This is a genomic window from Empedobacter falsenii (assembly GCF_013488205.1).
Lineage (GTDB): Bacteria > Bacteroidota > Bacteroidia > Flavobacteriales > Weeksellaceae > Empedobacter > Empedobacter falsenii_C.
Genome location: NZ_CP040908.1, coordinates 1,853,696 through 1,880,191, shown reverse-complemented (window position 1 = coordinate 1,880,191; position 26,496 = coordinate 1,853,696). Strand labels below are relative to the sequence as shown.

Here is a 26,496-nt window from a genome sequence, read left to right as displayed (position 1 = left end):
CTTTTTTCAGCGACATTGTTTGACTTTTAAAAGAATTCTTTTTGCATAAAGCAAAGTAAAATGAATTTTGATCGAATTAATGAAAAGTTGAGCATCTTAGCAGATGCAGCGAAGTATGATGTTTCGTGTTCATCGAGCGGAAGTAAAAGACAAAACCAAAACAAAGGCTTAGGAAATGCATCTATGTCGGGGATTTGCCATTCGTTTACAGAAGATGGTCGATGCGTTTCTTTACTCAAAATTCTATTAACGAATCATTGTATTTATGATTGTGCTTTTTGCGTTTCTCGAAAAAGTAATGATGTAAAACGTGCTGCTTTTACAGTGCAAGAAGTGGTTGATTTAACGATTAATTTTTATCGTCGAAATTATATTGAAGGTTTATTCTTAAGTTCTGGAATTTTCAAAAATACTGATTTCACGATGGAACGCTTGCTTTTGATTGCGAAAAAGTTACGTCTTGAAGAGAATTTTAATGGATATATTCATCTCAAAACGATTCCTGGAGCGAGTGATGAATTATTGAAAGAAGCTGGTTTATATGCTGATCGAATGTCCATAAATCTCGAAATGCCAACAGAAGAAGGACTTAAATTAGTTGCACCAGAAAAATCACACGAAGATGTAAAAAAACCTTTAGGATTTATTCATCAACAACGAGTTGAGTTTAATGCTGAACGAAAATTAATCAAATCTACTCCAACCTTTGTTCCTGCTGGGCAATCTACACAAATGGTAATTGGTGCAACGCCCGAAAATGATATGCAAATTATGTATACAGCAAATCAATATTACAATGATTTCCAGTTGAAACGTGTATATTATTCAGGTTTTATTCCAATCAATCACAATGATAATATGTTTCCGTCTATCGGAACTCAACCACCTTTGTTACGAGAGAATAGACTGTATCAAACAGATTGGTTAATGCGTTTTTATCAATTTGATGTTACGGAGATTCTTAATCAACAAAATCCTCATTTGGATACTGATATCGATCCAAAATTGAGCTATGCTTTACGAAATTTACATCTTTATCCGATTGATATTAATACAGCCGATTATCATTTAATTCTACGAATTCCGGGAATTGGTGTTCAATCTGCGAAGAAAATTGTTACAGCTCGAAAATTTGGAAAAATCTATTCTTATCAATTAAAACATCTTGGAATTGCTTACAATAGAGCAAAATTTTTCATGACGTGTGCAGATGATCAATTTCAACAAAAAGATTTGCTTGGTTCGCAAATTAAAAATAGAATTTTGAGTTTTAGTAAAAGTAAATATCTTAAAAATCAGCCAAATCAATTAAATCTTTTTGACTAGTGGAAATTTATGTTTTTGATAATAGTTTTGAAGGTTTTTTAACGCTGATTTTTGATTATTATGTTAGAAAACCGAAGCAAATAAAAGTAGTTTCTGAAAGAGATTTTTTACCGTCGATGTTTGATGAAGTTTATACTGTGATTACAGATGAAGCAAAAGCAAAAAGAGTACATAAAAAACTAAAAGACAAACTAAATAAAACCAGTTACAAAGCTGTACAAGCTGTTTTCTTGTCAGAAGAACCTAAAGCTTATGAAAAGCTGTTTTATTATTGTTGTTTAATTATAAATGAAACAGCTGCAGTTCAATTAAATTATGGAAATGATTATGTTTTTTATGTCATGAAAATGTATCGATCAGTTCATAGAGAAAAGCATCATCATGAAGCATTTATCCGTTTTGAAAAGATTAATCAAGATTTATTTTTTGCGAAAACTGATCCAAAATATAATGTTTTACCTTTAATTATTAATCATTTCAGAAAAAGATATGCTGACCAGAATTGGATTATTTACGATACGATTCGAAAATATGGAATTTATTATGAAAAATCTTTTGGAAATATTCAACAAATACAATTAAATTTTACACCAAAATCTTCAACTACTCCAACTGAATACATTGATGTAAATGAGAATTTGTACCAAGAATTATGGAAATCTTATTTTAATTCGACAACAATCGAAGCAAGAAAAAATTCGAAGTTACAAATCCAAATGATGCCTAAACGTTTTTGGAAACACTTAACAGAATATAACTAAAAAAGGCTACGAAATTCGTAACCTTTTGCATATTATTACTTTTTTGGTAAGAAAACTTCCGCCATCATACAACGAGCACTTCCTCCTCCTAATTTTTCAATCAAATCTATCTTAACAGGTAAGATTGGATTATAAGCCTCAATTTTAGAAATTTGTTCTTGATTAAGTGAATTATAAGCCGTTTGCGACATTACCAAATATGATTGTCCTAAACCGCCAACTTGCAACATATTCCCAGCAAATTGATGCATTTGTGCTTCTGTAATTGCAATTATTTCTTTTCCAGCTTCTAACAAATACTCACAAACCGCTTTCTTTTCTTTTTTATCATCTATAGAATCCAAACAAATAATCGCATATTTATCTGCAATACACATCATTACATTGGTATGATAAATAGGTTTGCGTTCTCCATTTACAGTTTGATTCGCATGAAAAATAACTGGTGTATATTCTAATTCCTCACAAAATTCAATCAATAAATCTTCGTCAGTTCGTTGAGAAATACATGCATAAGCCAATTCATGTTCACGATCAAGAATAATACTTCCTGTTCCTTCCAAGAAAATTTCGTCTTCTTCTGCCGATGTAAAATCAATCACATCATCTATATGAAAACCTTTTTCTTCCAACAAACTCAACACATCTTCCTCACGACGCTCTTCTCTTCTATTTTTTGCAAACATAGGATATAACACAACATTTCCGTTATCGTGAAAAGAAATCCAATTGTTTGGGAAGATTGAATCTGGCGTATGTGGCGAAGCAGTATCTTTGATCGTGATAACATTTACACCTTTTGAACGCAAAGCAGAAACCATTCCTTGAAATTCTTCTAATGCTTCTTTCTGAATATCTTCTTGAGAGTCTGTTGTTTCCGTTTGGAAATAATTGTTAACAGCCGTTTCTGGATTGTAATAAAAAGCTGTTGGCTCAACCATTAAAATAGTTGAAGTATATTGTTTTTGTTTCATGTTATTTTCTAATTAATGGCATTGTAGAACATCTTAATAAACCTCCCATTTTAGAGACTTCGCGATAATTAATTCGTTCCACTTTTATGTTCCATACATTTTCTAAATGATCATTTAAACGCGTAAAATTTTTCTCAGAAACAACAACTTCAGGAGAAATTGAAAACACATTAGGATTCATCCAATACATTTCTTCTTTTGTCACTTCGAATAAATTTTCTTTCCCAAAAATATCGACAATTTGCTGATATTCATTCCCAAATAAAAAGCCGTCTTTATAAATAATTGCTTTGTCTTTCCCAACAGGATTGAATGTACAATCTAAATGTAAAATTCCTTCATATGGATTTTCATCATTCTTTTTTAATTCAAAATCCAAGACTTTTTTATTGGGAAATTTGGCTTTGATATACTCTACAAATTCAACATTTGTACGTCCTGTTTTATAATTTTTGAAATCAGCTTGTTTGTACGTTCCAACAAAAATATAATCGTTATACAAAATCACATCACCACCTTCTACATAAACTTCTTCTGGTAAAGCATTGATTTTATTTCCTTTGAATTGACGTTTTATTTCGCGATAGGCTTGTAATTCTTCTAAACGATCTGGAATAATATTAGAGATAAAGAATTCATCATCAATTACAAAACCGACATCACGAGAAAAAACTTGATTACAATCTTCGATCAATGTTGGACGTAAAACTTCAACATTATATTTCTTCAAAACTTGTTCAAATTCTGACATTTCCGCAATCAAATCTTCTTCTTTTGGATAATCGTTATTCTTTACGGTTTCATAAGATTTGGCATCGAACGTCTGATCAAGTGTAGGATTAGCTCCGTTAGATTCTGCTCGACCCAAGACTACAGTTTGCAGTTGAGCCGTTTCATTCTGTACATTTAATCGCATAATTTATTGTGGTTTTTAATTTTGTGTTCCAAAAAAAATCCCGCAATTGCGAGATTTAATTTTGTATAAATATACATTTTATTTTTGAATTCCTAAAGCTTTCAAGCCATTTACTGTTGCAATATTCGAAAGTTGTTCCACATCATAAAAGTGGCAAGACTCTAGCATTACACGCAGTTCTGTTAATAAATGACCATCAGAAAAAGGTTTATAAATATCATTAATATTATCTGTTCCGAAAGCAACATTAATTCCTCTTGGAATCATTTCATCTACTGGCGTTACTGAATTGTGCGAAGGCGCCAAACGCTCTGTACGATTATGATCAATCCATGCAGTTGGACAAGAAACAATGTGCATATCTGCTTTTTTGATTAAATCATATAATTCGTAACGATATTTTCTTGGATGAGCTGCTACAGAAATTGAGTGAACCGCAGAAACTTTTCCTTGCATTCCGTGTTCGATCGTTTTCAATGCTAATTGCTCCGTTTCTTTTTCTTCGTCTGTATTAAATTGATCAACATGAACGTGAACCAATTTATTTTTTGATTTTGCAGTTGATAATAAAATATCTAAATGCTCATCTTCTCTACCGAAATCTTTTGCAGGTAAACCTCCGATAATATCCACAAAGTCAGAAGACATATCAAACCATTCGCGCGCTTTAGGATCAATAACTCCTTTCAACACTTGGTTTGCAAAACGCATTTCGATGTCTTTTCCATAATTATCTTTTAAGCGTTGAGCCGCTTGTATACTACGATCTTCAATTACTTCGTCTGCATCAATAAAAGAACCAATTGCTTGACAACCTTGCTCTAACATGAAATTAATTGCTTTTTCCATGCGGAAATAAATATCATCAACAGATGAATTGCGTTTCATATCATCAACTAAATGCCATTTTTCTTTTAGGTAAGAATTAGATAATGCGAAAGTGTCCGAAGTCAATGAATAAGCTCTGTCTAAGTGTGAATGCGTATTAACCCAACCTCCTTTTTCGTTGATTTTTTCAAGTACTTCTTCAATTGGATTATAGTTTTGTTTGTTCATCGTGAGTTTGTTTGTTTTCGGGATGTAAAATTAACAAGATTATTCAAGAGAAATGAAGCGATATTATCAAAAAGATTTCTGTAACTTTGTGCCTTTGTTAGTAACTTCAGCGAATAAAAAAGTCCAACTAAATGTTGGACTTTTTTGTTTGTTTATTTTTTTTAAGAAAAAGTTCTATTTTACCATCTGGATATTTTGAATTAGGCTTTGTAAACTTTACATGATCTACTAAATCCATATTTATTGCAATAAAACTTGCATAATCAACATCTTTTCCGTCAATTGAATAACCTATTTTTAAATCTTTTTTTGGTTTACAAATGATTAATTTAGAATTTTTAATTCCAGGAATTGTGTCATTCAAAGTTTTAGATTGTGCAAAACTCAACATTGGGAGAAATACAAAAGCTAATAATAGTTTTTTCATATCATTAATATTTGTTCCATGATTTCTCAAACTTTTATGTTATGATTCTTTCTCTTTTTTGGAAACAATATCAATTTTCCCGTTTGGATATTTTTTGTCTGTTTTGATAACAGTAATATATTTAATATCATCTGAATTCATTTTAGTAAAAATACTTTTATCTACTCTTTCTCCATCTAGAAAAACTGCGGGATCATTTGATTCTTTAATAACCGAACTATCAAAAATTCCTTTACGTGGAGATTCATTTACATCTTGTGCAAAACTCAACATTGGAAGAAATACAAAAGCTAATAATAGTTTTTTCATAAATAGTTAATTTATATAAAGTTAAACAAATATTTTATATAAACTAATTTTTATATGTTCGTTTTACAGATTGAATTCCTTCAATATTCTTCAATTCCATCATGATTTTTTCTAATTCGGCTTTATTTTTAACAGAAACCGTAATCTTTCCATCAAAAATACCAGCATCCTCAGATAAATTAATACTATGCATGTTTAACGAGTTATTTTTTGAAATAACTAACGTAATATCACTCACCATTCCAGCGCGATCCAATCCTTGCAGCTCAATCAACGCTTTGAACTCTTGTTGAGAAGAATCAATCCATTTTGCTTTTATAATTCTGTACGCATAATTTGCTTGCAAAGAAACTGAATTTGGACAATCTACTTTATGTACTTTTATTCCTTTTGAAACTGTGATAAAACCATATACTTTGTCACCCGGAATTGGATTACAACAACTCGCTAATTCGTAATCTAAACGTTCTTCATCATTCCCAAAAACAAGACTATCTAATTTAGTTTTGTCGACAGAAATATCATCTTTTTTAGTCGTATTGAATGTTGATTTTCTGAAACGGTTAATCAATCCAGTAAAGCCTGTATTTCGTTCTGCAAATTTTCGTAAATCATTATTGTCAATAATTCCCATTGCAACATTATAAAATACATCTTGACTCGAACTTAACTTAAAGTATTGCTGTAACTGATTAATCGTATTTTCACTAAAATCAACCTTTAAATGTCTTAATTTACGTTGAATAATTTCTTTTCCATCTTCTGCAACTTTACGTTTATCTGAGTTTAAAGAAGCTTTAATTTTACTTCTCGCTTTACTCGTCACAACATATTCTAACCACTCTAATTTTGGTTTTTGTTGCGTTGAAGTAATGATTTCTACTTGATCTCCACTTTGTAATTGATGCGACAATGGATACAATTTTCCATTCACTTTCGCCCCCAAACAATGGTCACCAACATTGGTGTGAATAGAGTAAGCAAAATCCAACGAACTCGCTCCTTTTGGCAACGAATGCAAGTCTCCTTTTGGTGTAAAAACATAAATCTCTTTGGAATACAAATTGAATTTGAAATTATCCATAAATTCAATCGCATCCTTGGTATCTTCTTGCTCCAACATTTCACGAACTTGATGAATCCATTCATCAACTTTCGTTTCATCGTCTGATACATTTTCTTTGTATTTATAATGCGCAGCGATACCCATTTCAGCAACTTCATCCATTCTTTCGGAACGAATTTGTACTTCCACCCAACGCGCTTGTGGTCCCATAACCGTTACATGAAGCGATTCATAACCCGTTGTTTTTGGTTGAGAAATCCAGTCGCGCATACGTTTTGGATTTGGAATAAATAAATCCGTCACCAACGAATAAATTTTCCAAGCTAAGAATTTTTCATTCTTTTTATCCGAACGATAAATTACACGAATCGCAAATAAATCGAACACTTCCTCGAAAGGAATTCCTTGATTAACCGTTTTTCGATAAATTGAATTGATTGATTTTGAACGACCTTTTATCTCAAATTCTAAACCTTCGGCTTCAAGTTTTTCTGAAATAGTCTTACAGAAATCATCAATGTATTTTTTTCTTTCGGCTTCTGTTTCTGTTAGTTTGTGTTCAATATTAAAATACGCATCTGGTTTAGTGTATTTCAAACTCAAATCTTCCAATTCTGATTTGATGTTATACAATCCCATTCTGTGAGCCAAAGGCGCATATATAAAAATGGTTTCGGATGCTATTTTTAACTGTTTATCCTCACGCATACTTTCTAACGTACGCATATTGTGTAAACGATCTGCAATTTTGATCAAAATCACACGAACATCTTCAGATAAAGTCAGTAATAATTTTTTATAATTTTCTGATTGTATCGAAACATCTTGTTTATTTAAGACAGCAATTTTTGTTAATCCATCTATAATTTTTGCAATCTTTTTTCCAAAAAGTTTCTCAATATCTTCTAACGTATATTCTGTATCTTCTACTACATCATGCATTAAAGCCGCAGAAATTGATGTAGCGCCAAGCCCAATTTCGTCAGCAACAATTTTGGCAACAGCAATCGGATGATAAATATATGGTTCGCCTGTTTTTCTGCGCTGATCTTTGTGCGCATCAACAGCCAAATCAAAAGCTTTACGAATCAGCTTTTTATCTTCATCTGATAAAGTGACATATGTATTTTGAAGCATCTCTTTATAACGTCTCGTTATCTCAATGTTCTCTCTCTCTAATTGTTCGTCTGTAATAACATGAGGCGTATCCATCTTTCTTATGTTTTTGTTGATTTAGAAAAAAGCTTTAATTCCCTTTATTTAACTGCTTTCTTCGAAGGATTAAATATACAATATTTTATTTTTTATAGACTATAATATTCAACTGATTTTATCGTGTATTTTAAGTCTTTATTTTTAATCAATCTAATTTGTAACGTACTTTTTACACTATTAATTTAACAATAAAAGTTGATTAATACAATCTGATTTTATCAATTTACAATTAAATACTGCTTTTTATTGTATAGTTGATAAATAATTAACTGTCCTAAAACAAACATTTTAAACTTTATTATTAATTCTAAACATTTTTCTAACTTAACAAAACAAATAAAACACAACACACACATAAATGGATTACAAAACTTTATACTCAAAAAGTATTGAAGAACCTGAACTTTTTTGGAAAGAAGAAGCGCAGAAATTAGCATGGTCAACTTACCCTGAACAAATCTTGAAACAAAATGAAAACGGATATTATTCGTGGTTTATTGACGGAAAAATAAACATGAGCCGTTTGGCTTTGGAGGAAAATATAAAAGCTGGACGTGGAGAACAATTTGCTTTAATTTACGATTCTCCTGTTACAGAAGTTGTTCAAAAAATTACATACAATCAGCTTTTAGAAAAAGTGAGTCGTTTTGCTGGAGGTCTTATATCGTTAGGATTATCAAAAGGTGATACAGCAATTATTTATATGCCAATGATTCCAGAAGCAATTGTTGCGATGCTTGCTTGTGCGAGAATTGGTGTAATACATTCTGTTGTTTTTGGAGGTTTTGCTGCTCCAGAATTAGCTATTCGTATTGATGATGCTCAACCTGATGTAATTATTTCTGCATCTTATGGAGTAGAAATTAATCGTCAAATTAACTATAAACCATTGATTGATGAAGCGATTGAATTAACACTTTACAAGCCAAAAAACATTATCATTTTTGAGCGACCAAATCACACCGATGATTTATCAGCAGATAACGTTCATACCTATGGTGAAATGTATCAACATCAACCTGTAGAACCTATCGAAGTTCCGAGTACGCATCCATTATATATTTTATATACTTCCGGAACAACTTCTACGCCTAAAGGCGTTGTACGCGATACTGGAGGTTATGCAACTGCTCTGAATTCGACAATGAAATATTTTTACGATTTAGAACCAGGTGATACAATTCTTACTGCAAGCGATATTGGTTGGGTTGTTGGGCATTCTTATATCGTTTATGCGCCGTTAATTTATGGTATTACAACGGTTATTTATGAAGGAAAACCGATCAAAACTCCTGATGCAGGTGCTTTTTGGAGAATGGTTGAAGAACATAAAATCAAAAATATTTTTACAGCTCCAACAGCAATTAGAGCAATTCGAAAAGAAGATCCAGAAGGAAAATTATTCCAAAAATATGATACATCAAGTCTGAAACGTTTATTCTTAGCAGGAGAACGTTGTGATACATCTACTTATTATTGGTTAAAAGAAATTTCAAAATTACCAGTTATCGATCATTGGTGGCAAACAGAAAGCGGTTGGCCAATGTTAGGAATTTGTGCTGGAGTCGAAAATATAATGCCTGAACCTGGTGCAGCTGGATTGCCTGTTTTTGGCTATAATATTAAAATTGTTGACGACGAAGGTCAAGAAAATGATAGGCGAGAAGAAGGTTCTATTGTTATTCAACTTCCACTTCCTCCAGGTTGTATGACAAGTTTATGGCGAAATGAACACCGATTTATAAAAGGTTATTTTCAACAATTTCCAAATCATTATTTGACTGGTGATGGAGGTTTTAAAGACGAAAATGGTTTTGTATTTATTACAGGTCGAACGGATGATATTATTAATGTTGCTGGTCATCGATTAAGTACTGCAACAATGTAAGAATTAGTTTCTTCTCATCCTGATATTACTGAATGTGCGGTTGTGGGAATTAAAGATGAATTGAAAGGCCAAATTCCAATAGGGTTGATTGTTACAAAAGAAAATGCATCGAAATCGGAAGAAGAAATCGAAAAAGATTTGATTGCTTTATTACGCAAAGAAATTGGCGGAATTGCTTGTTTCAAAACATCTATAATAGTTAGCCGATTACCAAAAACGCGAAGCGGAAAAATATTACGCAAAACTTTATCTCAAATTGCAGACGGAACACCATTCACAATTCCTTCTACAATTGATGATCCTACAGTTTTAGATGAATTAATTCACGAATTTTCAAGAAGAAATGTTGGCGTAGCTTTTACAACTTCGTCAATATAATCCATTTATTCATTCACTATTTCTAAAGCAGTATTCTTAGGATTACTGCTTTTTTTGTTCATTTTTACATAAATTTGAATTAGAAATATCATTCAATGCCAAATCAATCAAAATCATTAGAAGATGTGCACGAAAGTGTTCAAATCAAAAAAGGAAAGTTTAGAAAAATCCTAAGTTTTTTTGGACCAGCCTACTTAATAAGCGTTGGTTATATGGATCCGGGGAACTGGGCAACCGATTTAGCGGGCGGTAGTCAATTTGGTTATACTTTGATTTGGGTTTTGTTGATGAGTAACATAATGGCTTTGTTATTACAAAGTTTGTGTACACGTTTGGGAATTGTTCGACGAAAAGATTTGGCGCAATGTAACCGAGAAACCTATCCGAAAGGAATGAATCTTGTTCTGTATATTTTAGCCGAAATAGCCATTGCAGCCTGTGATCTAGCAGAGATTTTAGGTATGGCAATTGGTCTAAATTTACTTTTTGGAATTGATTTAATTTATGGTGTTTTAATCAGTTTCTTAGACACTTTCCTTCTACTTTATCTTCAAAAATTAGGTATGCGCAAAATGGAACTTTTCATTGTTGGTTTAATCACGATGATTGGTTTATGTTTTTTGACGGAAATGTTTTTAGCAAAACCAGATTTTGGAGAAGTTGCAAAAGGATTTATTCCATCTATTCCAAATAGCGCTGCATTGTACATCAGTATTGGGATTATTGGAGCAACTGTAATGCCACATAATCTTTATTTACATTCTGCACTCGTCCAAACGCGGCAAATAAAACGCGATGATTTTTCAATCAAAAAAGCACTCAAATATAACTTTTGGGATAGTGCAATTGCTCTAAATTTAGCTTTTTTTGTCAATGCTGCAATCTTAATTTTAGCTTCATCCGTATTCCATAAAAACGGCTATCACGATGTTGCTGAACTTAGCGATGCTTATAGATTATTAGGTACAACTTTAGGAACAGATTTGGCTCCAAAATTATTTGCAGTTGCTCTAATTTTAGCTGGACAAAGTTCAACAGTTACAGGAACTTTAGCAGGACAAATTGTGATGGAAGGATATTTACATTTGCGTATTAATCCTGTTTTGAGAAGAATTTTAACTCGATTATTAGCCGTTGTTCCAGCTGTTGTGGTTATTCTTATTTTTGGCGAAAAAGAAGTTGGATCTTTATTGATTTTCAGTCAAGTTATTCTAAGTATGCAATTGGCTTTTGCAGTAATTCCATTGATTCATTTTGTGAGTGATAAAGCGAAAATGGGGAATTTTGCAATCAATACAACAACCAAATTTTTTGCATGGACAATCGCTTTTATTATTTCATTTCTGAATGCGCAATTAGTGTATGAAGAGGTGAATAAATGGATGGCAAATAGTGAATCTTATACTTTAAACATTTTTCTTGTAGCATTAGAAATCGGACTTTTAGTATTATTGTTGCTGACATTTTTTATTCCAATTATGTTGAAGAAAAATGAAGAAAATCAAAAAGAAATTCATGAACCATTTGAGAAGTTTACGTTAGAAGAAATCTCAAATCAACATTTCAAAAAGATTGTGGTTGCGTTAGATTTTTCGAAAACGGATCGAAAAGTTATCAATTATGCGACGCAATTAGCGACTACTGAATCTACCATTATTTTGGTTCATATTGTTGAAAGTGCTTCTGCAAAATATACGGGAGAGCGTACGAATGATGAAGAATCTTTATCAGATTTGAAACGTTTGGAACAATATGCAGAAATCATTCGTCCTTTGTTTAATGAAACTAAAATCGAACTAGGTTACAATAATCGAATCAATTCGATTGCTGAAATTTGTAAACGAAATCAAGCAGATTTGTTGATTGTTGGTTCGCACGGACACCAAGGTTTTATGGATTTTATTTTTGGCGAAACGATTAATAAATTAAGACATCGCGTTAATATTCCGGTGTTTATTGCGAAATAATAAAAATTATTTGATCGATAATAACTCGATCATTTCTTTATTTTCTTGTAAAATAGCATGATCTAAAGCAGTTTTACCATTATTATCTTTAATGTTTAAATCTGCACCAGCTTCAATTAATTTTTTGGCAATTTCGTTTTGACCAAATGTTACTGCAAAAATCAAAGCAGAAGCTCCATTAAAATTCACTTGATTGACATCAGCTTTATTCGCAATTAGTAAATTTGCCATTTCAAGAAATCCTCTAAAAGCTGCACCCATCAACGCATTATTTCCAGATAAATCTTGCGCATTAGGATTTGCTCCTTTTGATAATAATACTTTCGCAGCGTCTGAACTGTTATTATAAATCGCTAAAATTAAAGGTGTAAATCCACGTTGATTTGCTTCATTTACATGTTTTCCATTCGAAATTAATTCTTCTATTTGCTTCACATTATTTTCTCTCGCCGCACTAAACAAATCTTGTGCATAAATTGAAGAAAAACTGAATAGAAATAAGGCTAAAAATATATACTTTTTCATGATAATATTGATTTTATGAAAGTCATGGAGCCAAACTCAATCGACTCCAATCCAATAGAAATTATTTTGGTAAATATTGCTTTACATCGCTCATAGAAGTATTTGTAGCCTTCATCAAACGTGTTCCATATTCTGTATTTGCTTGGTAAAAATGTGCAATCATTTTATGAACAATTACTTTATTTTTAACCGAATTTAAAGCTCCAGATAAATTTTTGATTAAGTTATCTTGATCTTTTTTAGAGAATGATTTGTACAAATCTCCAGCTTGTACAAAGTTATTTTCTTTATCAATGACATGCTGAGTTGTTATAGCTCCTGCAGGAAAAACAGATTTTGAATACTTGAATTTTGCATTATCTACAACCTCAGGAAGATTAGTTGAAGGTTGATAATTTACATCACCTTTTTGCTCACGGATCGACATATAACCGTCTTGATTATATGTTTTTACACTATTTTTTGGTGCATTAACAGGAATTTGTTGGAAATTACCCGTTAAACGATGACGTTGTGTATCAGAATAGGAAAACAAACGACCTTGTAACAATTTATCTTCAGAAGCTTCAATTCCTGGAACCAACGTAGCTGGAGCAAATGCTGCTTGCTCAACTTGTTGAAAATAATTCGTTGGATTCTCATTCAATGTCATTGTTCCAACTTTAACTAACTTTACAACAGATTCTGGCCAAATTTTCGTTACATCAACAGGATTGAAATCTAATTTATCAAAATCTTCTCGTTTCAATAATTGAACATATAAATCCCATTTCGGAAAGTTTCCTTTGTCGATTTCATTACGTAAATCTAATGTTGCATGTTCTATTTCAGTCGATTGAATTTTATTCGCTTCTTCTTGTGTTAAATTTTTCGTTTCTTGTTGAGGAACCCATTTGTATTTCACATAAGTTACTTCACCTTTTGCATTTACCCATTTGTAAGCATGTACACCATTTCCTTCCATTTGACGAAAATTTGCAGGAATTCCATAATCTGAAAACAACCACGTTAACATATGCGTAGACTCTGGTAAATTAGAGAAAAAATCAAATACACGATTTGGATCAGATGCGCCATTTGTTACAGGAGATGGCCTGAAAGCATGCACCATATCTGGGAATTTGATCGCATCTCGAATAAAGAAAACAGGTAAATTGTTTCCAACTAAATCGTAATTTCCTAGTTCTGTGTAAAATTTAACAGCAAATCCACGTGGATCACGATAAGTTTCTGGCGAACCTTGTTGATGCGTTACAGTTGAAAAACGTACAAATAATGGTGTTTTTTTACCAGCTGTTGACAAGAAATCAGCCATTGTCACATCAGAAAAATCTTTATCAGCTACAAATTCTCCGAAAGCTCCAGCTCCACGCGCATGAACAACACGTTCTGGAATACGTTCGCGATCAAATGCTGCTAATTTTTCAATTAAATGAATGTCCTCCAACAAAACTTGTCCGTTATTTCCGATTGTTTTAGAATTTTGATTATCTCCAACTGGAGCGCCTGTGTTTGTTGTTAATTGTTGGGCAAATCCAATCGTAGAAAGGAATGCTAAACTTAATACTAAACTTCTTTTGATCATAATTATAGTTTTATTCTTTATTTATCATTTTAAGACAGAGCAAAACTAAATCTGTTATAATTATAAATCAAATCTATAAAATCTATTAGATATAATTAATTTTTATAATAATTATAACCCAATCCTTTACAAGGAAGAAAAAGGTGATATATTATTTCGCAATAAATGAATAAATAAAAATGATGAAGAATTTTAGAAATAAAAAAAAACCACTTATTTAGCGGTTTTGAGAGATATTATTTAATTTTTTCTAAATCGTTGAAAAGACATAGAAGGTTTAATTTTTATCGATTCATTAGCTATTAATACCATTAAATTCAAATGCTGATTGAACATCCATAGTGAATTTCCTTCAACCTCTACTCCTTGTGGAGTTCTGATAAGTTCTAAATTTATGTACATCATAATCTATAATTTTTTGGTTGACGCTAATATTGTGTTAAAAATAATTTTTAATGTTAATTTCATTTAACACAACTGATAAAATTAAAAGTTTCTAATAAAATTCAGTATTTTGTATTTGTTTTTTAATAAACATAAATTATACCAAAAAATATACAAATGGTTTCCTTCATGTTAAATTTTAAGAAATTTGACTCCAACCAACTTTATCTTTATGATTTTCAATAAAATATTTTTTTGTTGGCTCATAAATCGAAGAAGAAAGTGTCGGATCTTGTGAAAGAATAGCTTCTACACATTTTCTTGCAGCATACAAAACTTCTTTGTCTTTCGCTAAATCAGCAATTTTAAGATTGAGAACTCCACTTTGTTGCGTTCCCATCATATCACCAGGACCGCGCAATTCCAAGTCAACTTCTGCTACCTGAAAACCATCATTAGTTTCACACATTGTCTGAATTCTACGTTTCGAAACTTCATTCAATTTCCCTCCCGTCATCAAAATACAATACGATTGTTCCGCTCCACGACCTACGCGGCCACGAAGTTGATGCAATTGAGAAAGTCCAAAACGTTCAGAATTTTCAATAATCATCACCGACGCATTTGGGACATTAACACCTACTTCTATCACAGTTGTCGCCACCAAAATTTGAGTTTCATTATTTTTGAAACGATTCATTTCAAATTCTTTATCCGCAGGTTTTTGACGACCATGCACAATACTTATCGCATATTCTGACAACGGAAAAGCACGAGAAATACTCTCGTAACCATCCATCAAATCTTTCAATTCTAACTTTGCTGATTCTTCAATCAGTGGATAAACCACATAAATTTGACGACCTTTCGCAATCTCATCTTTCATAAATTTGAAAACGCTTAAACGATGCGCATCTGTTTTATGAAGTGTTTTGATAGGTTTTCGTCCTTTTGGCAATTCATCAATCACCGAAACATCCAAATCGCCATACATTGTCATCGAAAGTGTACGTGGAATTGGCGTGGCTGTCATCACTAAAATATGTGGTGGAAGTTTAGCTTTTCTCCAAAATTTAGCACGTTGAGCGACTCCAAAACGATGCTGTTCATCAATAATAGCTAATCCCAAATTCTGAAAAATCACATTATCTTCTAACAAAGCATGCGTCCCGATAATTATTTTAAGGTTTCCATTTTCAAGGTTTTCTAAAATTGGTTGACGTTTTTTCTTTGTCACCGAACCAGTCAATAATTCAACTGAAACATCCAAACCATTCAGCAATTCTGTAATGCTTTCGTAATGTTGTTGTGCAAGAATTTCGGTTGGCGCAATTAAAGCCGCCTGAAAACCATTGTCAACTGCAATCAACATCGTTAACAACGCAACCATCGTTTTTCCAGAACCAACATCACCTTGCAACAAACGATTCATTTGCGCAGGTTGACGAAGATCAAAACGAATTTCTTTTATCACTCTTTTTTGTGCATTTGTCAATTCAAAAGGTAAATATTCATTGTAAAATGTATTGAAATAATGACCAATTTCTGGAAAAGGATTACTTCTATTCTTTTGTTTATTGACTGCTTTTTGAGAGAGATTAGCAAGATTTAGAAAGAAAAATTCTTCAAATTTTAGACGTCGAATTGCCGCATTTAATTCTGTTACATCTTTTGGAAAATGAATTGCTTTTAAGGCTTCATTTCTTCCAACTAATTTATAATGATCGAGAACATTTAATGGTAAATTCTCAGGAATATCATTATTTTCAGCAAAAAGATTCATCATCATTTTCTGAAGAACACGATTCGTTATTCCTTTTTTTGTCAACTTTTCGGTACTCGGATAAACTGGAAATAATCCAAGCGGAATATTTTTAGCATCTTCAACTAATTCAATTTCAGGATGTGTGATACTGAAATTATTATTGAATACATTTGGTTTTCCGTAAATGACAACTTCTTTGAAAAGATCATTTCTCAATTTCTCCTTTTGCCAAGAAGAAACTTTGAACCAAACCAATTCTAAAGTTCCTGTCCCATCTTGAAATTTCCCAACCAAACGTTTTACTTTTCCTTGATTAATTTCTTCTAAACTAACAATTTTACCTTTCAATTGAATTTCGGCAGCTGTTGAAGAAATTTCAGAAATTTTATAGAATTTTGATTTATCAACATAACGAAAAGGAAAATGTTGTATCAAATCTTCGTATCTAAAAATTCTGAATTCACTTTGCAATGTTTTAGCACGCTCAGGTCCAGCACCTTTTAAATATTCTATTGTTTTTTTTAATGGATTTTGATACATTTTTCTACTTTCGAAAGTCGCAATTTACCAATTTTTAACGACAAACAATGTCATCATTGTTACAAAATAAGCTCGTAGAATTGCATTATATTTGTAACAAATTAGAATCAAATGAATTTAACAGAATACATCAACAAAGGTTTATCATACGAAGATTATATCACACGCGTTGAAGATGATTTGGAAAACGAAATCGAAAACGATGATCCGAAAGAATATGTACAATATTATGCTTTGGGATTGCAACGCATGAACAGAATTTTTAAAACATTCAAATTAAATCCTGCGCAAGAAACACGCGTTAAATCAACTTCAAATAATTTAAAATTATTAGTCATTACAGAAGGTTGGTGTGGAGATGCATCTCAAATTTTACCTGTTGTAGAGAAATTGGCAAATGCGCTTCAAGTTTCGACGCATTATGTTTTACGTGATGAGAACTTGGAGTTGATGGAAAAATACAAAACAAATGGAGCGGCTTCTATTCCAATTATTATTGGAGTGAATGAAGAAAATGAAGAAGCTTTCCGTTTTGGTCCTCGTCCACAAGCTGGAATGGAAATGTTGGCGCGTTTCAAAAGTAATCCTGATACGTATTCGGCAGATGATTTTCACGAAGATTTACAAAAATATTACAACAACAATAAAGGTGAAGACATTGTAAATGAAATTTTAGATTTGATTGACGAAAACATCGGTAATTAATCATTTTTTTCAATTTGTTCAACTTGTTATTTGTTCGCATCTTTGTGTAAGATTTTATTGAAAAAGAAAAATGAAAGGAAATAAGCAAATTATTTTTGCCATCGTTGTAGTTGTCGCTTTAGTCGCTATTATGTTTACGCCAATTGGGACATTTTTTAAAGGTAAAATGGAAGACAATAGCCACGTTGCAGGCTCTGATATAGAATTAACAGAAAGTGATTATGATATTGATTTAATTGGTCATAACGGCGCTGCGAATACAAACTTGATTGATTTCAAGAAAAGTGGTGAAGTTGTTTTCCTAAATTTTTGGGGAAGCTGGTGTCCTCCTTGTGTTGCAGAAATGCCAACAATTCAGAAATTGTATGAAGCAAAAGGACAAAAAGTAAAATTTGTATTGATTGCAATTCAGGATAAACCAACGGTTTTTAATCCGTTTTTGCAAAAAAATAATTATACAATGCCAGTTTACGAGCCAAATAGTCCAATTTCAAATAATATGTTACCAAAGGTTTTTCCAACAACATATATTTTAAATAAGAAAGGTGAAGTTGTGTTGAAAGAAACAAAAACAAGAGATTGGAATGATAAAGAAATTAATGATTTATTAGATAAATTAATCGCTGAATAATTTTATTCAAAAACATAAAAAAGCCGTTATTAATTGATTAATAACGGTTTTTTTTATATCTGTAAGTTAACTCTCTTTTTAATTTTCTCTCATCAACGCTAATTGCAATAAAGCAGTTGTTGTATTTTGATTACGGGTTGTAGCACTTACATTTAGTAATTTTTCGAAAAAATTATTGGTCAATTTTGTTTTTCCATAACCAGAAGGACAATATAAATAAACAACATCATCAGCAACAAAATATTGTTCATCTTCAGTTTTTGAACTTTCAACTTTTTCAGTATTTATTTCCTCAGGTTTATTTGCCAAAAACGTATAATGCAAAAACTCTTTATCAATGCTCAAATCCTTTAAGAATGGATTATTTTCAATAATGTTTTTTAATTTTTCGATGGTAAGAATCAAAACTGGAACTTCAAAAGATAGACTTTCAACAATTTTATCGTGAATTAAATCTCCAATTTCTTTGATATCAGTCAAATTTGTCGAAAAAACCGCATTACCACTTTGCACATAAGTCGTCACATTTTCCAGTCTAAGTTCCTCCAAAAGTTTGGTCAAAACATCCATTTTGATGATTTTTTTACCACTTACATTTATACCTCTCAGGATTGCAATAAAAGTATTCATAAAACTATCTCTATTTACGAGAAACTTTGTTTAAAATTATGAAAATAAATATAATAGAAATTTTAAAACAAATCCCTAATTGTTACAATAATTTTGATAAATTAGCATCATTCTGAATAATAAAAAACTAATAAAACCTATGACTACAAATAGATTAGAAGCTTTTAGCGACGGCGTTCTTGCTATTATTATTACCATTATGGTTTTGGATTTGAAAGTTCCTCTTGGAGATGATATCATGAGTTTGAAACCTTATATCCCAAAATTTCTGAATTATTTGTTCAGTTTTATTTATGTTGGAATTTATTGGAACAATCATCATCATCTTTTTCAGGCAATTGAAAAAGTAAACGGCGGAATTTTATGGAGTAATTTACATCTACTTTTTTGGTTGTCTTTGCTACCTGTTTCGACTGGTTGGATGGGCGAAAATTACGACTCAACTTTTCCTGTTGCTTTTTATGGATTTGTCCTATTTATGAGTAGTGTAGCATTTATGATTATTGAAAAAATTGCTATAAAACAAGAAGGAAAGGAATCTGTTATTGGAAAATCTCTGAGTAGAAGTTTAAAAGAAAAGACCTCTAGTATTGGTTATTTAGTTGGAATCGGAATTTCATTTATAAAACCCGAAATTGGTATTATTATTTATGCTTTAATCGCTTTATTATGGCTGATTCCAGATAGAAGAATTGAAAAATCGATGCGATAATTATTGATAATCCTCTACAGAATCAATTAATTTTTGAAGAAGATTTGATGTAGAATCTTCTTCAAAATTTTTAAAAGATTGTCCTAACCATAAATTTGTAAACGCTGTATTTTTTTTTGATTTAGAAGCGTTTCTCAACGCATTTGTTAATTTATTTTGATAAGGATAAGGTAAAACAAACTCAGAATTTTCAAACAAACGAATAAATTCATTCTCAATTCCTCGTGCATATCTTCCAGAAAAACTTTTTGTCAAGATAATTTCATTTTCTTTCACATTTTTTAATCGCTCTTTTTCGAACGATTTTAAAGCACTTTCATTGGAACACAAAAACAAACTACCAATCTGAAAAGCGTATGCACCCAGCTGTTTAGCCGCCAAAAGTGTTTTCGCATCATAAATTCCACCAGCAAAAATCAACGGCTTTTTCACAACATCTTTTACTTGCGAAAACAATGAAAAGCCACCAATTTGAGGCAAAATATCTGGATTGAAAGTTCCACGATGTCCACCAGCTTCAATTCCTTGTACACAAATCACATCAATATTTGATTTTTCCAATTGTATCGCTTCATCCAGCGTTGTACAAGTCCCTATTAATGTTACGTTATGTTCTTTAAGACGATTAATAGAATCATCATCCAAATTACCAAAAGTAAAGCTCAAAATTTTACATTTTTCTTGTAAAATTACGTCTATTTGCTCCTTATAACCATTTGGTTTTACAGCTTCAATTTCAGGAAAAACAACTTCAAAGTTTTGTTGATGCGAAAGCTCAATTAACTTATTTTTTATTGCGTTATACCTTTGCTTTAATTCTGGTGTGATTTCAGGAATATCGTTTGCAAAAATATTGACAGCAAAAGGTTTATTCGTTATTTTTTTTGTTTGATAGATTCGCTTCAACGAATTCTCTGCATCCAAATCGGCAATTGGCAAAGAACCTAAACAGTTACAATTACTTGCTGCAGCAACCATTTCTGATGTCGTTACTCCAAACATTGGCGCTTGAATAATCGGATATTTTACGCCAAATAATGCTGTTAATTCATTTTGCCAAACCATCTTTTATTACTTTAAATTTTCTTTCAATTTAGGCATAAAAGCTTTAATCGCAGGAATTAAATCCTCAAAAATTGGATTGTTTTTATTCTTCATTACCACTTCCAAAAATAACTTCAAACCTATTGCAAATTCCACTGATTGATTTTCATTTTCGAACGGATTTTTAGATTTTATCATTTCAATAATCTTAAAAATCTCATCATGATTCATAAAATCTAAAACAATTGGAGCTTGTAATGGCGCATCTTTGTCTAATAATTCGGTCTGTTCTAATGTTAATTTGTAGTGATTTCCTTTCTTTGTCATAAATCTAATTTTTCCAAAAGTAACAGATTAGAATTATCAAAAATTAAAATGATTATTCGTTTAATTGATTGATTAAATCAATAATATTTATTCAAAAAAAGAGCCACATTTCTGCAACTCTTCTATTGTTATTTATCAACTCCTTGATTTACTTGCTTATGACGTTCATTCATTGCTTTCATTTCCGCCATAAATTCTTTGTCTGTCACAACTTTTCCCTTTGTTGGCAAAGTAATCACAACATCTTTATCTAAAATTTCGATTTCTTTCATCGTAAAAACAGCCTTGAATTCATCTGTTGACATTTCTGCTTTCACAATCAAACCTGGTAAATTAGCATAACGATAAGGACCATCTCTATAAGGCAAACTCGTTGTATACCATGCAATCACCTCTTTTCCATCCTCGTCTATTCCAATTGCTTTTGTTGCATTATAACCTGCTATTTCTGTTTTTTCTTTTGTTATTTTCCATTGATAATCAAAGATTTTATCCTTAATCAAAAAGGTTTTCACACCAAAATCTTTCACATTATAAAATTCATTTTTTTCATAATCTTTATATTGTGGATTTGCTTCTGCAGCAATAATCATCTGCGCAATAGAATTATCATTGGATTGATTGTTATCAATTTTAATTTCAGGTTTGAAAGAAGACATTTTTCCATTACTTTCCAATACAAATTTCACCGAAATTCCGCGATCTATTTCACTTTTGAAACTCGCATGATACGCAGCAGGAATACTACTTTTGACTTTATCAAAATCTAAAATAAAATCTGTGTTGTAGATTACTTTTATGTTCTCCTTTTTAGCTTGTGCAAACGAAGCAATACAAGAAATAGTTGTAAAACATACCGAAAATATAAGTTTTTTCATGTTATAATAATTTATGGTTTTGTTAGTTTCAAAAGTAAAGAATCAAATGAGATGAATTTGTTAAATATGACACAATAAATCATATCATATTCATAAAATATAATTAGAAAATTTAACAATTTCCTAAAGTTGAGAATTATATAAATTGAAGGAATAAATATTACATTTAAAATATATTGACGACCAAAATTTATGAAATTACAAAAAGGAATTACAGGTTTTGACACCACTCCTAATTACACAATAGAAGATTTAGAGAAAATTCTGAAAGGAATCAAATATCCATTTACCAAGACAGAAGTTGTTCTGAAAGTGAATGATTCATCTAACTTTTATCAAATTAAAATTAATTATCAAAAGACAAAACAAGATTTTTATTTGATTGTAAATTCTACTTATTTAATTTTTGCTTGTGTTGAAAAAAATAGATGTTTCGATTTGAAATTTATTGACTTTCCTGTTGAATTAATTTCACAATTAAAAGCCGAAGTAAATTCAAGTTTGATCCTTCTAAATCCAAAAGAATTAAACAAAAAAGTAGAAGTTTCTGATTTAGAATTATTAGGAGAATCAGAAATAAAACAAATTAATTATTGGAAAAGTAAAACATTGGGAGAGATAGTTTTCAATTGCTTTGATTAAACTTTACGTTTAATAATTCTATTACGTTTTCTTTTCTTGAAAATAATTCGAATTAGACGATAACCATAGGTCACCTTTTTATTTTTTGTAATAATTGGGAATGCCATTGTACACATCAATGAGATGCAAGCAGTTGTACCTAACGCACCTCCATAACCATTGAAAACTTTGCTTGTATAATGCAATAAAACTGCAAATAAAATTGGAGAAAAAACCAACGAAAAATAACTGATACTTATGGTTGATGATACCATTCCAATGAAAGTTCCACCGATTACATACAACGGAATATTTTTGGTATAAAACTCAGGTAAAATTGTCGGAAAGAAATAAAAAAATCCGCCAACAATCATCGCAATCATTGCAGAAGCACGAACTGGACCTTGTTTGAAACGAATATTTAATTCGTACGTTGTTAATGAAGCTATTATTGAACACATCATTAATATTAAAAATTCAGTAATCATTAGCCAATAATTAATTTAAACAACAACATACTCAATAAAACTCCGATAAATGCTAACGTTCCCAGCTTTCCTCCTACACCAACAAATAAAGATTTTGTAGCAAAAAATAACAAGGCTGTAAAAACTCCAGCCGTAATAATCATCCAATAAACATACTGAAAATCAAGCGAAGTCATTCCAATGAAAGCACCACAATATATAGGTCCTGCAATTTGTTTTAGATATTCTGAACGAGGATTAAACTTCGTTAAAAATGAACCTAAAGTTCCGATAATTCCAGCTGAAAAAACGCCTCCTAAACCAAGTTGATTATTGATTAAATACGTTATAATTGCAGCTATAGGAATCCATAAAACTAATGTTTTTCGATCAAATGAATATTCGTGATGATGCAACGGAAATTTGCGGTAAACAATTAGCAATAAAGCACAAATCGCAACAATAATATATGGCACAACATAATGTTCTATTCGCTCGTTCATTATCGCAAATAGAAACAAAAACTGAATTACGAAAATAATCAGTATGGTAACAAATTTTATGATGCGTTTGGTTTGCACAATTATTTTTTGAAGTTGCAAAGTTAGTGACTCGTTCTAACAAAATAGAATAATTTTTATCAGTAAAGTTGTAAAATTTATTAAATTTAAGAACAATATGAAAACACTAGAAAATTTAAAATATCCGATCGGTAAATTTGAAATTCCAGCATCATTTAATAAAGAATCTATTGAACAATGGATTTCAACAATTCGTGAATTTCCACAAAAAATTCAGAATGAAATTACCTCTCTTTCAGAAGCTGAATTAGAACAACAATATCGTCCAGAAGGCTGGACAATTAGACAAGTTGTGCATCATTGTGCAGATAGCCATATGAATAGTTTTATTCGTTTTAAACTGGCTTTAACCGAAGATGTTCCGACAATAAAACCTTACGAGGAAAATATTTGGGCTGAATTAGAAGATTCTAAAAATCTTGACGTCAACATTTCAGTCAATTTGCTATTTGCGCTGCATCAACGTTGGGTTGTTTTGTTAAATTCGTTTGTTGAAAGCGATTGGGAGAAAAAATTTCGTCATCCAGAAACAAATCAATTGATTGATTTAAAAACAAATCTTGCGATTTATGCTTGGCATTGCAATCATCATTTGGCGCACATACAGCAAGCTAAAAAAGTTAATGTATCTTTACAAAATATTTTATAACCCATGAAATACATCAATTATTTTCTATTATTTTTATCTACAATCATTAGTGTTTTTCTGTTTTTTGTAAGCGCTAATCAAATTGAACTTGTTCCGAATAAAAATGAAGGTTATAAAGGTGAACAAATTATGCTGATTGAAAAATCGAATGATATACAGTTTGTGAAAAATATAGCAGAAACTTCAATAGATAAATATGATATAATGTACAACCAATTATCAGATTTTGCAGCAAAAATGAATACGTGGATTATTTTATTATTTATTCTTCAACTTTCTATGGGCGTGCTTTTCTTTCTACAATTTCGAAAAAATAAAATAAAAAATCTCAAGTCAATTCAAGATTAACTTGAGATTATATTGACTTAAATTATCACAAAAAATAAGTCATTCTACCTAAAAAAATATCTATTCTTCAATTAATTCAGCTGAAAAACCAACTTTCTCAATTGTATCAATAATTTCTTCGTCTGTTGCTTGATTAATTTTTACAGACAAAACTTTATCAGGATTATCAGTATCAACTTCCCAAGCTTCTAAACCATCTAACTTATCTAAAAAAGGTTTCACTTTGCTCACGCAACCACTACAATTTATATTTGTTTTGAATTTTAATTCTTTTGTTTCCATAATTCATTGATTTTTGTCTTACAAATTTCGCAAGAATAGCTACAAAATCATTTACAAGATTTCGCTAAATAGTTATATGATTTCTGTACTTATTAATCGTTTTGAGCTACTTTTGTATTCAAACAAAACAATTTCAATTTCTTTTAAAAATGAGTCAACAAAATGACCAAAATATTGTCTTAGCTATCGACGAAAAACCGAAGTTAGGACAAGGTATATTATTAAGTATACAGCATCTTTTTGCGATGTTTGGCGCAACAGTTTTAGTTCCTGCTTTGACAGGAATGTCACCAGCAATTGCATTAATTTCGAGCGGAATCGGAACTTTAGTTTTCATCTTAATTACACGAGGAAAAGTCCCTTCTTACCTTGGTTCTTCATTTGCTTTTATCAATCCAATTATCGCAATGAAAGCTTTAGAAGCAAACCCAGAAAGTGGAATAGCGACAGGAAGTTTCTTGGTAGGAAGTTTTTTAGTTGGAGTTACCTATTCATTGGTCGCACTATTTATCGCAACTGCTGGAACAAAATGGTTAATGAAACTTTTACCTCCTATTGTTGTTGGTCCAGTAATTATGGTAATTGGGCTAGGATTAGCTTCTACAGCAATCAAAATGGTGACAAATAATCCTTCAGGCGAATATGATTTAACCTATGTTACAATTGGTTTTGTTACGTTAATTATCACGATAATTACAGCAATTTTCAGTAAAGGTTTTTTGAGTGTAATTCCAGTTTTGGTCGGAATTATTGGTGGATATATTTTTGCAATTACAATGGGTGTTGTTGATTTAAATCCTGTTATAGAAGCAAAATGGTTTATGATTCCAGATTTTACGGTTCCTTTTGTAGATTATACGCCTACATTATCTTGGTATGTTATTTTCTTAATGATTCCGGTTGCAATTGTACCAATCGCTGAACATATCGGACATCAATTAGTTTTGAGTAAAGTCGTGAATAGAGATTTAATTGAAGATCCAGGTTTAGACCGATCTATGTTAGGTGACGGAATTGCAACAATGATTGCCGCTTGTTTAGGTGGGCCTCCAAACACGACGTATGGCGAGAATATTGGTGTTTTAGCTATTACAAGAGCTTTTAGTATTTATGTATTTATTGGAGCAGCTTGTTTTGCTATTTTATTTGGATTTTGTGGTAAAGTTTCAGCATTATTAAGTACAATTCCAACACCAGTTATGGGTGGCGTTTCTATTTTATTATTCGGAATTATTGCTTCGAGTGGTTTGAGAATGTTAATTGAAAATAAAGTTGATTTTAAGATAAAACGAAACCTAATCATTTCATCTGTTATCCTAATTATAGGAATTGGTGGTGCGGCAATTCACATCAGAGATTTATTTTCTTTAGAAGGAATGGCTTTGGCATCTATAATTGGAGTTGCTTTAAATTTAATTCTTCCGGGAAGAGAATTTGTCTCGTTCAAGGAAATGTTTGATGAGGAAAATTAAATAAAGATTTAGATGATAAAATTCTAATTCAAAGCGAACAAATATAAATCAAAAAGGCGAGCTGAAT

General features: G+C 31.1%; 29 protein-coding genes. 12 read left to right on the top strand and 17 right to left on the bottom strand.

The annotated features are described in order from the left end of the window. The first annotated feature begins 60 nt into the window (after positions 1 to 60). Together FH779_RS08740 and FH779_RS08735 are read left to right on the top strand one after the other, a co-directional pair. Complete coding sequence (locus tag FH779_RS08740) at positions 61 to 1,326, top strand: putative DNA modification/repair radical SAM protein (RefSeq protein ID WP_180904368.1); 1,266 nt, start codon at positions 61 to 63, stop codon at positions 1,324 to 1,326. After that, positions 1,326 to 2,087, top strand: coding sequence for a TIGR03915 family putative DNA repair protein (locus FH779_RS08735; protein ID WP_180904367.1), 762 nt, complete (start codon positions 1,326 to 1,328; stop codon positions 2,085 to 2,087). The genes FH779_RS08740 and FH779_RS08735 overlap by 1 nt, the downstream gene beginning before the upstream one ends. A 35-nt stretch (positions 2,088 to 2,122) precedes the next feature. Here FH779_RS08735 and ctlX read toward each other — a convergent pair whose 3' ends face one another. The 6 genes from ctlX to FH779_RS08705 form a co-directional block, all read right to left on the bottom strand. Next, positions 2,123 to 3,061, bottom strand: coding sequence for a citrulline utilization hydrolase CtlX (ctlX, locus tag FH779_RS08730; RefSeq protein ID WP_038335795.1), 939 nt, complete (start codon positions 3,059 to 3,061; stop codon positions 2,123 to 2,125). Position 3,062: 1 nt separating this feature from the next. Next, positions 3,063 to 3,977, bottom strand: a complete 915-nt coding sequence (locus tag FH779_RS08725; protein ID WP_180904366.1) for a dimethylarginine dimethylaminohydrolase family protein — start codon at positions 3,975 to 3,977, stop codon at positions 3,063 to 3,065. A 78-nt stretch (positions 3,978 to 4,055) separates the two neighbouring features. Then, complete coding sequence (locus FH779_RS08720; RefSeq protein ID WP_180904365.1) at positions 4,056 to 5,033, bottom strand: amidohydrolase family protein; 978 nt, start codon at positions 5,031 to 5,033, stop codon at positions 4,056 to 4,058. A 127-nt stretch (positions 5,034 to 5,160) separates the two neighbouring features. Then, positions 5,161 to 5,460 carry a hypothetical protein gene (locus FH779_RS08715; protein ID WP_180904364.1) on the bottom strand — a complete coding sequence of 100 codons (300 nt, stop codon included), beginning with the start codon at positions 5,458 to 5,460 and terminating at the stop codon, positions 5,161 to 5,163. 39 nt (positions 5,461 to 5,499) lie between these two features. Continuing rightward, the gene (locus FH779_RS08710) at positions 5,500 to 5,769 is read right to left on the bottom strand and encodes a hypothetical protein (protein ID WP_180904363.1); all 270 of its coding nucleotides are present in this window, start codon (positions 5,767 to 5,769) and stop codon (positions 5,500 to 5,502) included. 43 nt (positions 5,770 to 5,812) lie between these two features. Further along, a complete protein-coding gene (locus FH779_RS08705) occupies positions 5,813 to 8,047 on the bottom strand; it encodes a RelA/SpoT family protein (RefSeq protein ID WP_180904362.1) in 2,235 nt (744 codons plus the stop codon). Between the two features lie 361 nt (positions 8,048 to 8,408). Here FH779_RS08705 and FH779_RS08700 point away from each other — a divergent pair, with 361 nt between their 5' ends. The 3 genes from FH779_RS08700 to FH779_RS08695 all read left to right on the top strand — a co-directional run bounded on the left by FH779_RS08700 (position 8,409) and on the right by FH779_RS08695 (position 12,283). Continuing rightward, on the top strand, positions 8,409 to 9,938 hold the full coding sequence (locus FH779_RS08700) for an AMP-binding protein (RefSeq protein WP_317168995.1): 1,530 nt from the start codon (positions 8,409 to 8,411) through the stop codon (positions 9,936 to 9,938). 42 nt (positions 9,939 to 9,980) lie between these two features. Further along, positions 9,981 to 10,316, top strand: a complete 336-nt coding sequence (locus FH779_RS17680; protein WP_317168994.1) for an AMP-binding enzyme — start codon at positions 9,981 to 9,983, stop codon at positions 10,314 to 10,316. A gap of 95 nt (positions 10,317 to 10,411) precedes the next feature. Next, positions 10,412 to 12,283 (top strand): Nramp family divalent metal transporter, encoded by a 1,872-nt coding sequence (locus tag FH779_RS08695; RefSeq protein ID WP_180906767.1) that lies wholly within the window; start codon positions 10,412 to 10,414, stop codon positions 12,281 to 12,283. Positions 12,284 to 12,289: 6 nt separating this feature from the next. Here the strand turns inward: FH779_RS08695 and FH779_RS08690 are convergent, their stop codons facing one another. From FH779_RS08690 to recG, 4 genes are all read right to left on the bottom strand, one after another. Next, positions 12,290 to 12,808 carry an ankyrin repeat domain-containing protein gene (locus FH779_RS08690; protein WP_180906766.1) on the bottom strand — a complete coding sequence of 173 codons (519 nt, stop codon included), beginning with the start codon at positions 12,806 to 12,808 and terminating at the stop codon, positions 12,290 to 12,292. A gap of 61 nt (positions 12,809 to 12,869) precedes the next feature. Then, positions 12,870 to 14,393 (bottom strand): catalase, encoded by a 1,524-nt coding sequence (locus FH779_RS08685; protein ID WP_180906765.1) that lies wholly within the window; start codon positions 14,391 to 14,393, stop codon positions 12,870 to 12,872. A gap of 240 nt (positions 14,394 to 14,633) precedes the next feature. Beyond that, the gene (locus FH779_RS08680) at positions 14,634 to 14,798 is read right to left on the bottom strand and encodes a hypothetical protein (RefSeq protein WP_180906764.1); all 165 of its coding nucleotides are present in this window, start codon (positions 14,796 to 14,798) and stop codon (positions 14,634 to 14,636) included. 178 nt (positions 14,799 to 14,976) lie between these two features. Next, a complete protein-coding gene (gene recG, locus FH779_RS08675; RefSeq protein ID WP_180906763.1) occupies positions 14,977 to 17,082 on the bottom strand; it encodes an ATP-dependent DNA helicase RecG in 2,106 nt (701 codons plus the stop codon). A 111-nt stretch (positions 17,083 to 17,193) separates the two neighbouring features. On the opposite strand from recG, the gene FH779_RS08670 reads away from it, so the two are divergent. Then, positions 17,194 to 17,787 (top strand): thioredoxin family protein, encoded by a 594-nt coding sequence (locus FH779_RS08670; RefSeq protein ID WP_180906762.1) that lies wholly within the window; start codon positions 17,194 to 17,196, stop codon positions 17,785 to 17,787. Between the two features lie 70 nt (positions 17,788 to 17,857). Further along, positions 17,858 to 18,418 (top strand): TlpA family protein disulfide reductase, encoded by a 561-nt coding sequence (locus FH779_RS08665; protein ID WP_180906761.1) that lies wholly within the window; start codon positions 17,858 to 17,860, stop codon positions 18,416 to 18,418. A gap of 78 nt (positions 18,419 to 18,496) precedes the next feature. Here FH779_RS08665 and FH779_RS08660 read toward each other — a convergent pair whose 3' ends face one another. Continuing rightward, the gene (locus FH779_RS08660) at positions 18,497 to 19,048 is read right to left on the bottom strand and encodes a DUF1697 domain-containing protein (RefSeq protein WP_180906760.1); all 552 of its coding nucleotides are present in this window, start codon (positions 19,046 to 19,048) and stop codon (positions 18,497 to 18,499) included. Positions 19,049 to 19,187: 139 nt separating this feature from the next. On the opposite strand from FH779_RS08660, the gene FH779_RS08655 reads away from it, so the two are divergent. Then, positions 19,188 to 19,760, top strand: a complete 573-nt coding sequence (locus FH779_RS08655; RefSeq protein WP_180906759.1) for a TMEM175 family protein — start codon at positions 19,188 to 19,190, stop codon at positions 19,758 to 19,760. On the opposite strand, the gene FH779_RS08650 is transcribed toward FH779_RS08655, so the two are convergent. The 3 genes from FH779_RS08650 to FH779_RS08640 form a co-directional block, all read right to left on the bottom strand. After that, positions 19,761 to 20,825: an NAD(P)H-dependent flavin oxidoreductase gene (locus tag FH779_RS08650; protein ID WP_180906758.1), complete on the bottom strand. Its 1,065-nt coding sequence runs from the start codon at positions 20,823 to 20,825 to the stop codon at positions 19,761 to 19,763. A 6-nt stretch (positions 20,826 to 20,831) separates the two neighbouring features. Beyond that, positions 20,832 to 21,131, bottom strand: a complete 300-nt coding sequence (locus FH779_RS08645) for a DUF3861 domain-containing protein (protein ID WP_180906757.1) — start codon at positions 21,129 to 21,131, stop codon at positions 20,832 to 20,834. A 128-nt stretch (positions 21,132 to 21,259) separates the two neighbouring features. Beyond that, on the bottom strand, positions 21,260 to 22,009 hold the full coding sequence (locus tag FH779_RS08640) for a GLPGLI family protein (protein WP_180906756.1): 750 nt from the start codon (positions 22,007 to 22,009) through the stop codon (positions 21,260 to 21,262). A gap of 192 nt (positions 22,010 to 22,201) precedes the next feature. On the opposite strand from FH779_RS08640, the gene FH779_RS08635 reads away from it, so the two are divergent. Then, positions 22,202 to 22,651, top strand: a complete 450-nt coding sequence (locus FH779_RS08635; RefSeq protein ID WP_180906755.1) for a hypothetical protein — start codon at positions 22,202 to 22,204, stop codon at positions 22,649 to 22,651. On the opposite strand, the gene FH779_RS08630 is transcribed toward FH779_RS08635, so the two are convergent. Further along, complete coding sequence (locus tag FH779_RS08630; protein ID WP_180906754.1) at positions 22,648 to 23,094, bottom strand: hypothetical protein; 447 nt, start codon at positions 23,092 to 23,094, stop codon at positions 22,648 to 22,650. The two genes, FH779_RS08635 and FH779_RS08630, sit on opposite strands and share 4 nt — an antisense overlap. Before the next feature lie 23 nt (positions 23,095 to 23,117). Then, on the bottom strand, positions 23,118 to 23,600 hold the full coding sequence (locus FH779_RS08625) for a hypothetical protein (protein ID WP_052217819.1): 483 nt from the start codon (positions 23,598 to 23,600) through the stop codon (positions 23,118 to 23,120). A 175-nt stretch (positions 23,601 to 23,775) separates the two neighbouring features. Here FH779_RS08625 and FH779_RS08620 point away from each other — a divergent pair, with 175 nt between their 5' ends. Then, complete coding sequence (locus FH779_RS08620; protein WP_180906753.1) at positions 23,776 to 24,327, top strand: YfiT family bacillithiol transferase; 552 nt, start codon at positions 23,776 to 23,778, stop codon at positions 24,325 to 24,327. 3 nt (positions 24,328 to 24,330) lie between these two features. Further along, on the top strand, positions 24,331 to 24,675 hold the full coding sequence (locus FH779_RS08615) for a hypothetical protein (RefSeq protein WP_180906752.1): 345 nt from the start codon (positions 24,331 to 24,333) through the stop codon (positions 24,673 to 24,675). A gap of 60 nt (positions 24,676 to 24,735) precedes the next feature. Here the strand turns inward: FH779_RS08615 and FH779_RS08610 are convergent, their stop codons facing one another. Next, positions 24,736 to 24,957 (bottom strand): heavy-metal-associated domain-containing protein, encoded by a 222-nt coding sequence (locus FH779_RS08610; RefSeq protein ID WP_180906751.1) that lies wholly within the window; start codon positions 24,955 to 24,957, stop codon positions 24,736 to 24,738. Between the two features lie 149 nt (positions 24,958 to 25,106). Here FH779_RS08610 and FH779_RS08605 point away from each other — a divergent pair, with 149 nt between their 5' ends. Then, a complete protein-coding gene (locus tag FH779_RS08605; RefSeq protein ID WP_180906750.1) occupies positions 25,107 to 26,429 on the top strand; it encodes a solute carrier family 23 protein in 1,323 nt (440 codons plus the stop codon). Positions 26,430 to 26,496: the final 67 nt, after the last annotated feature.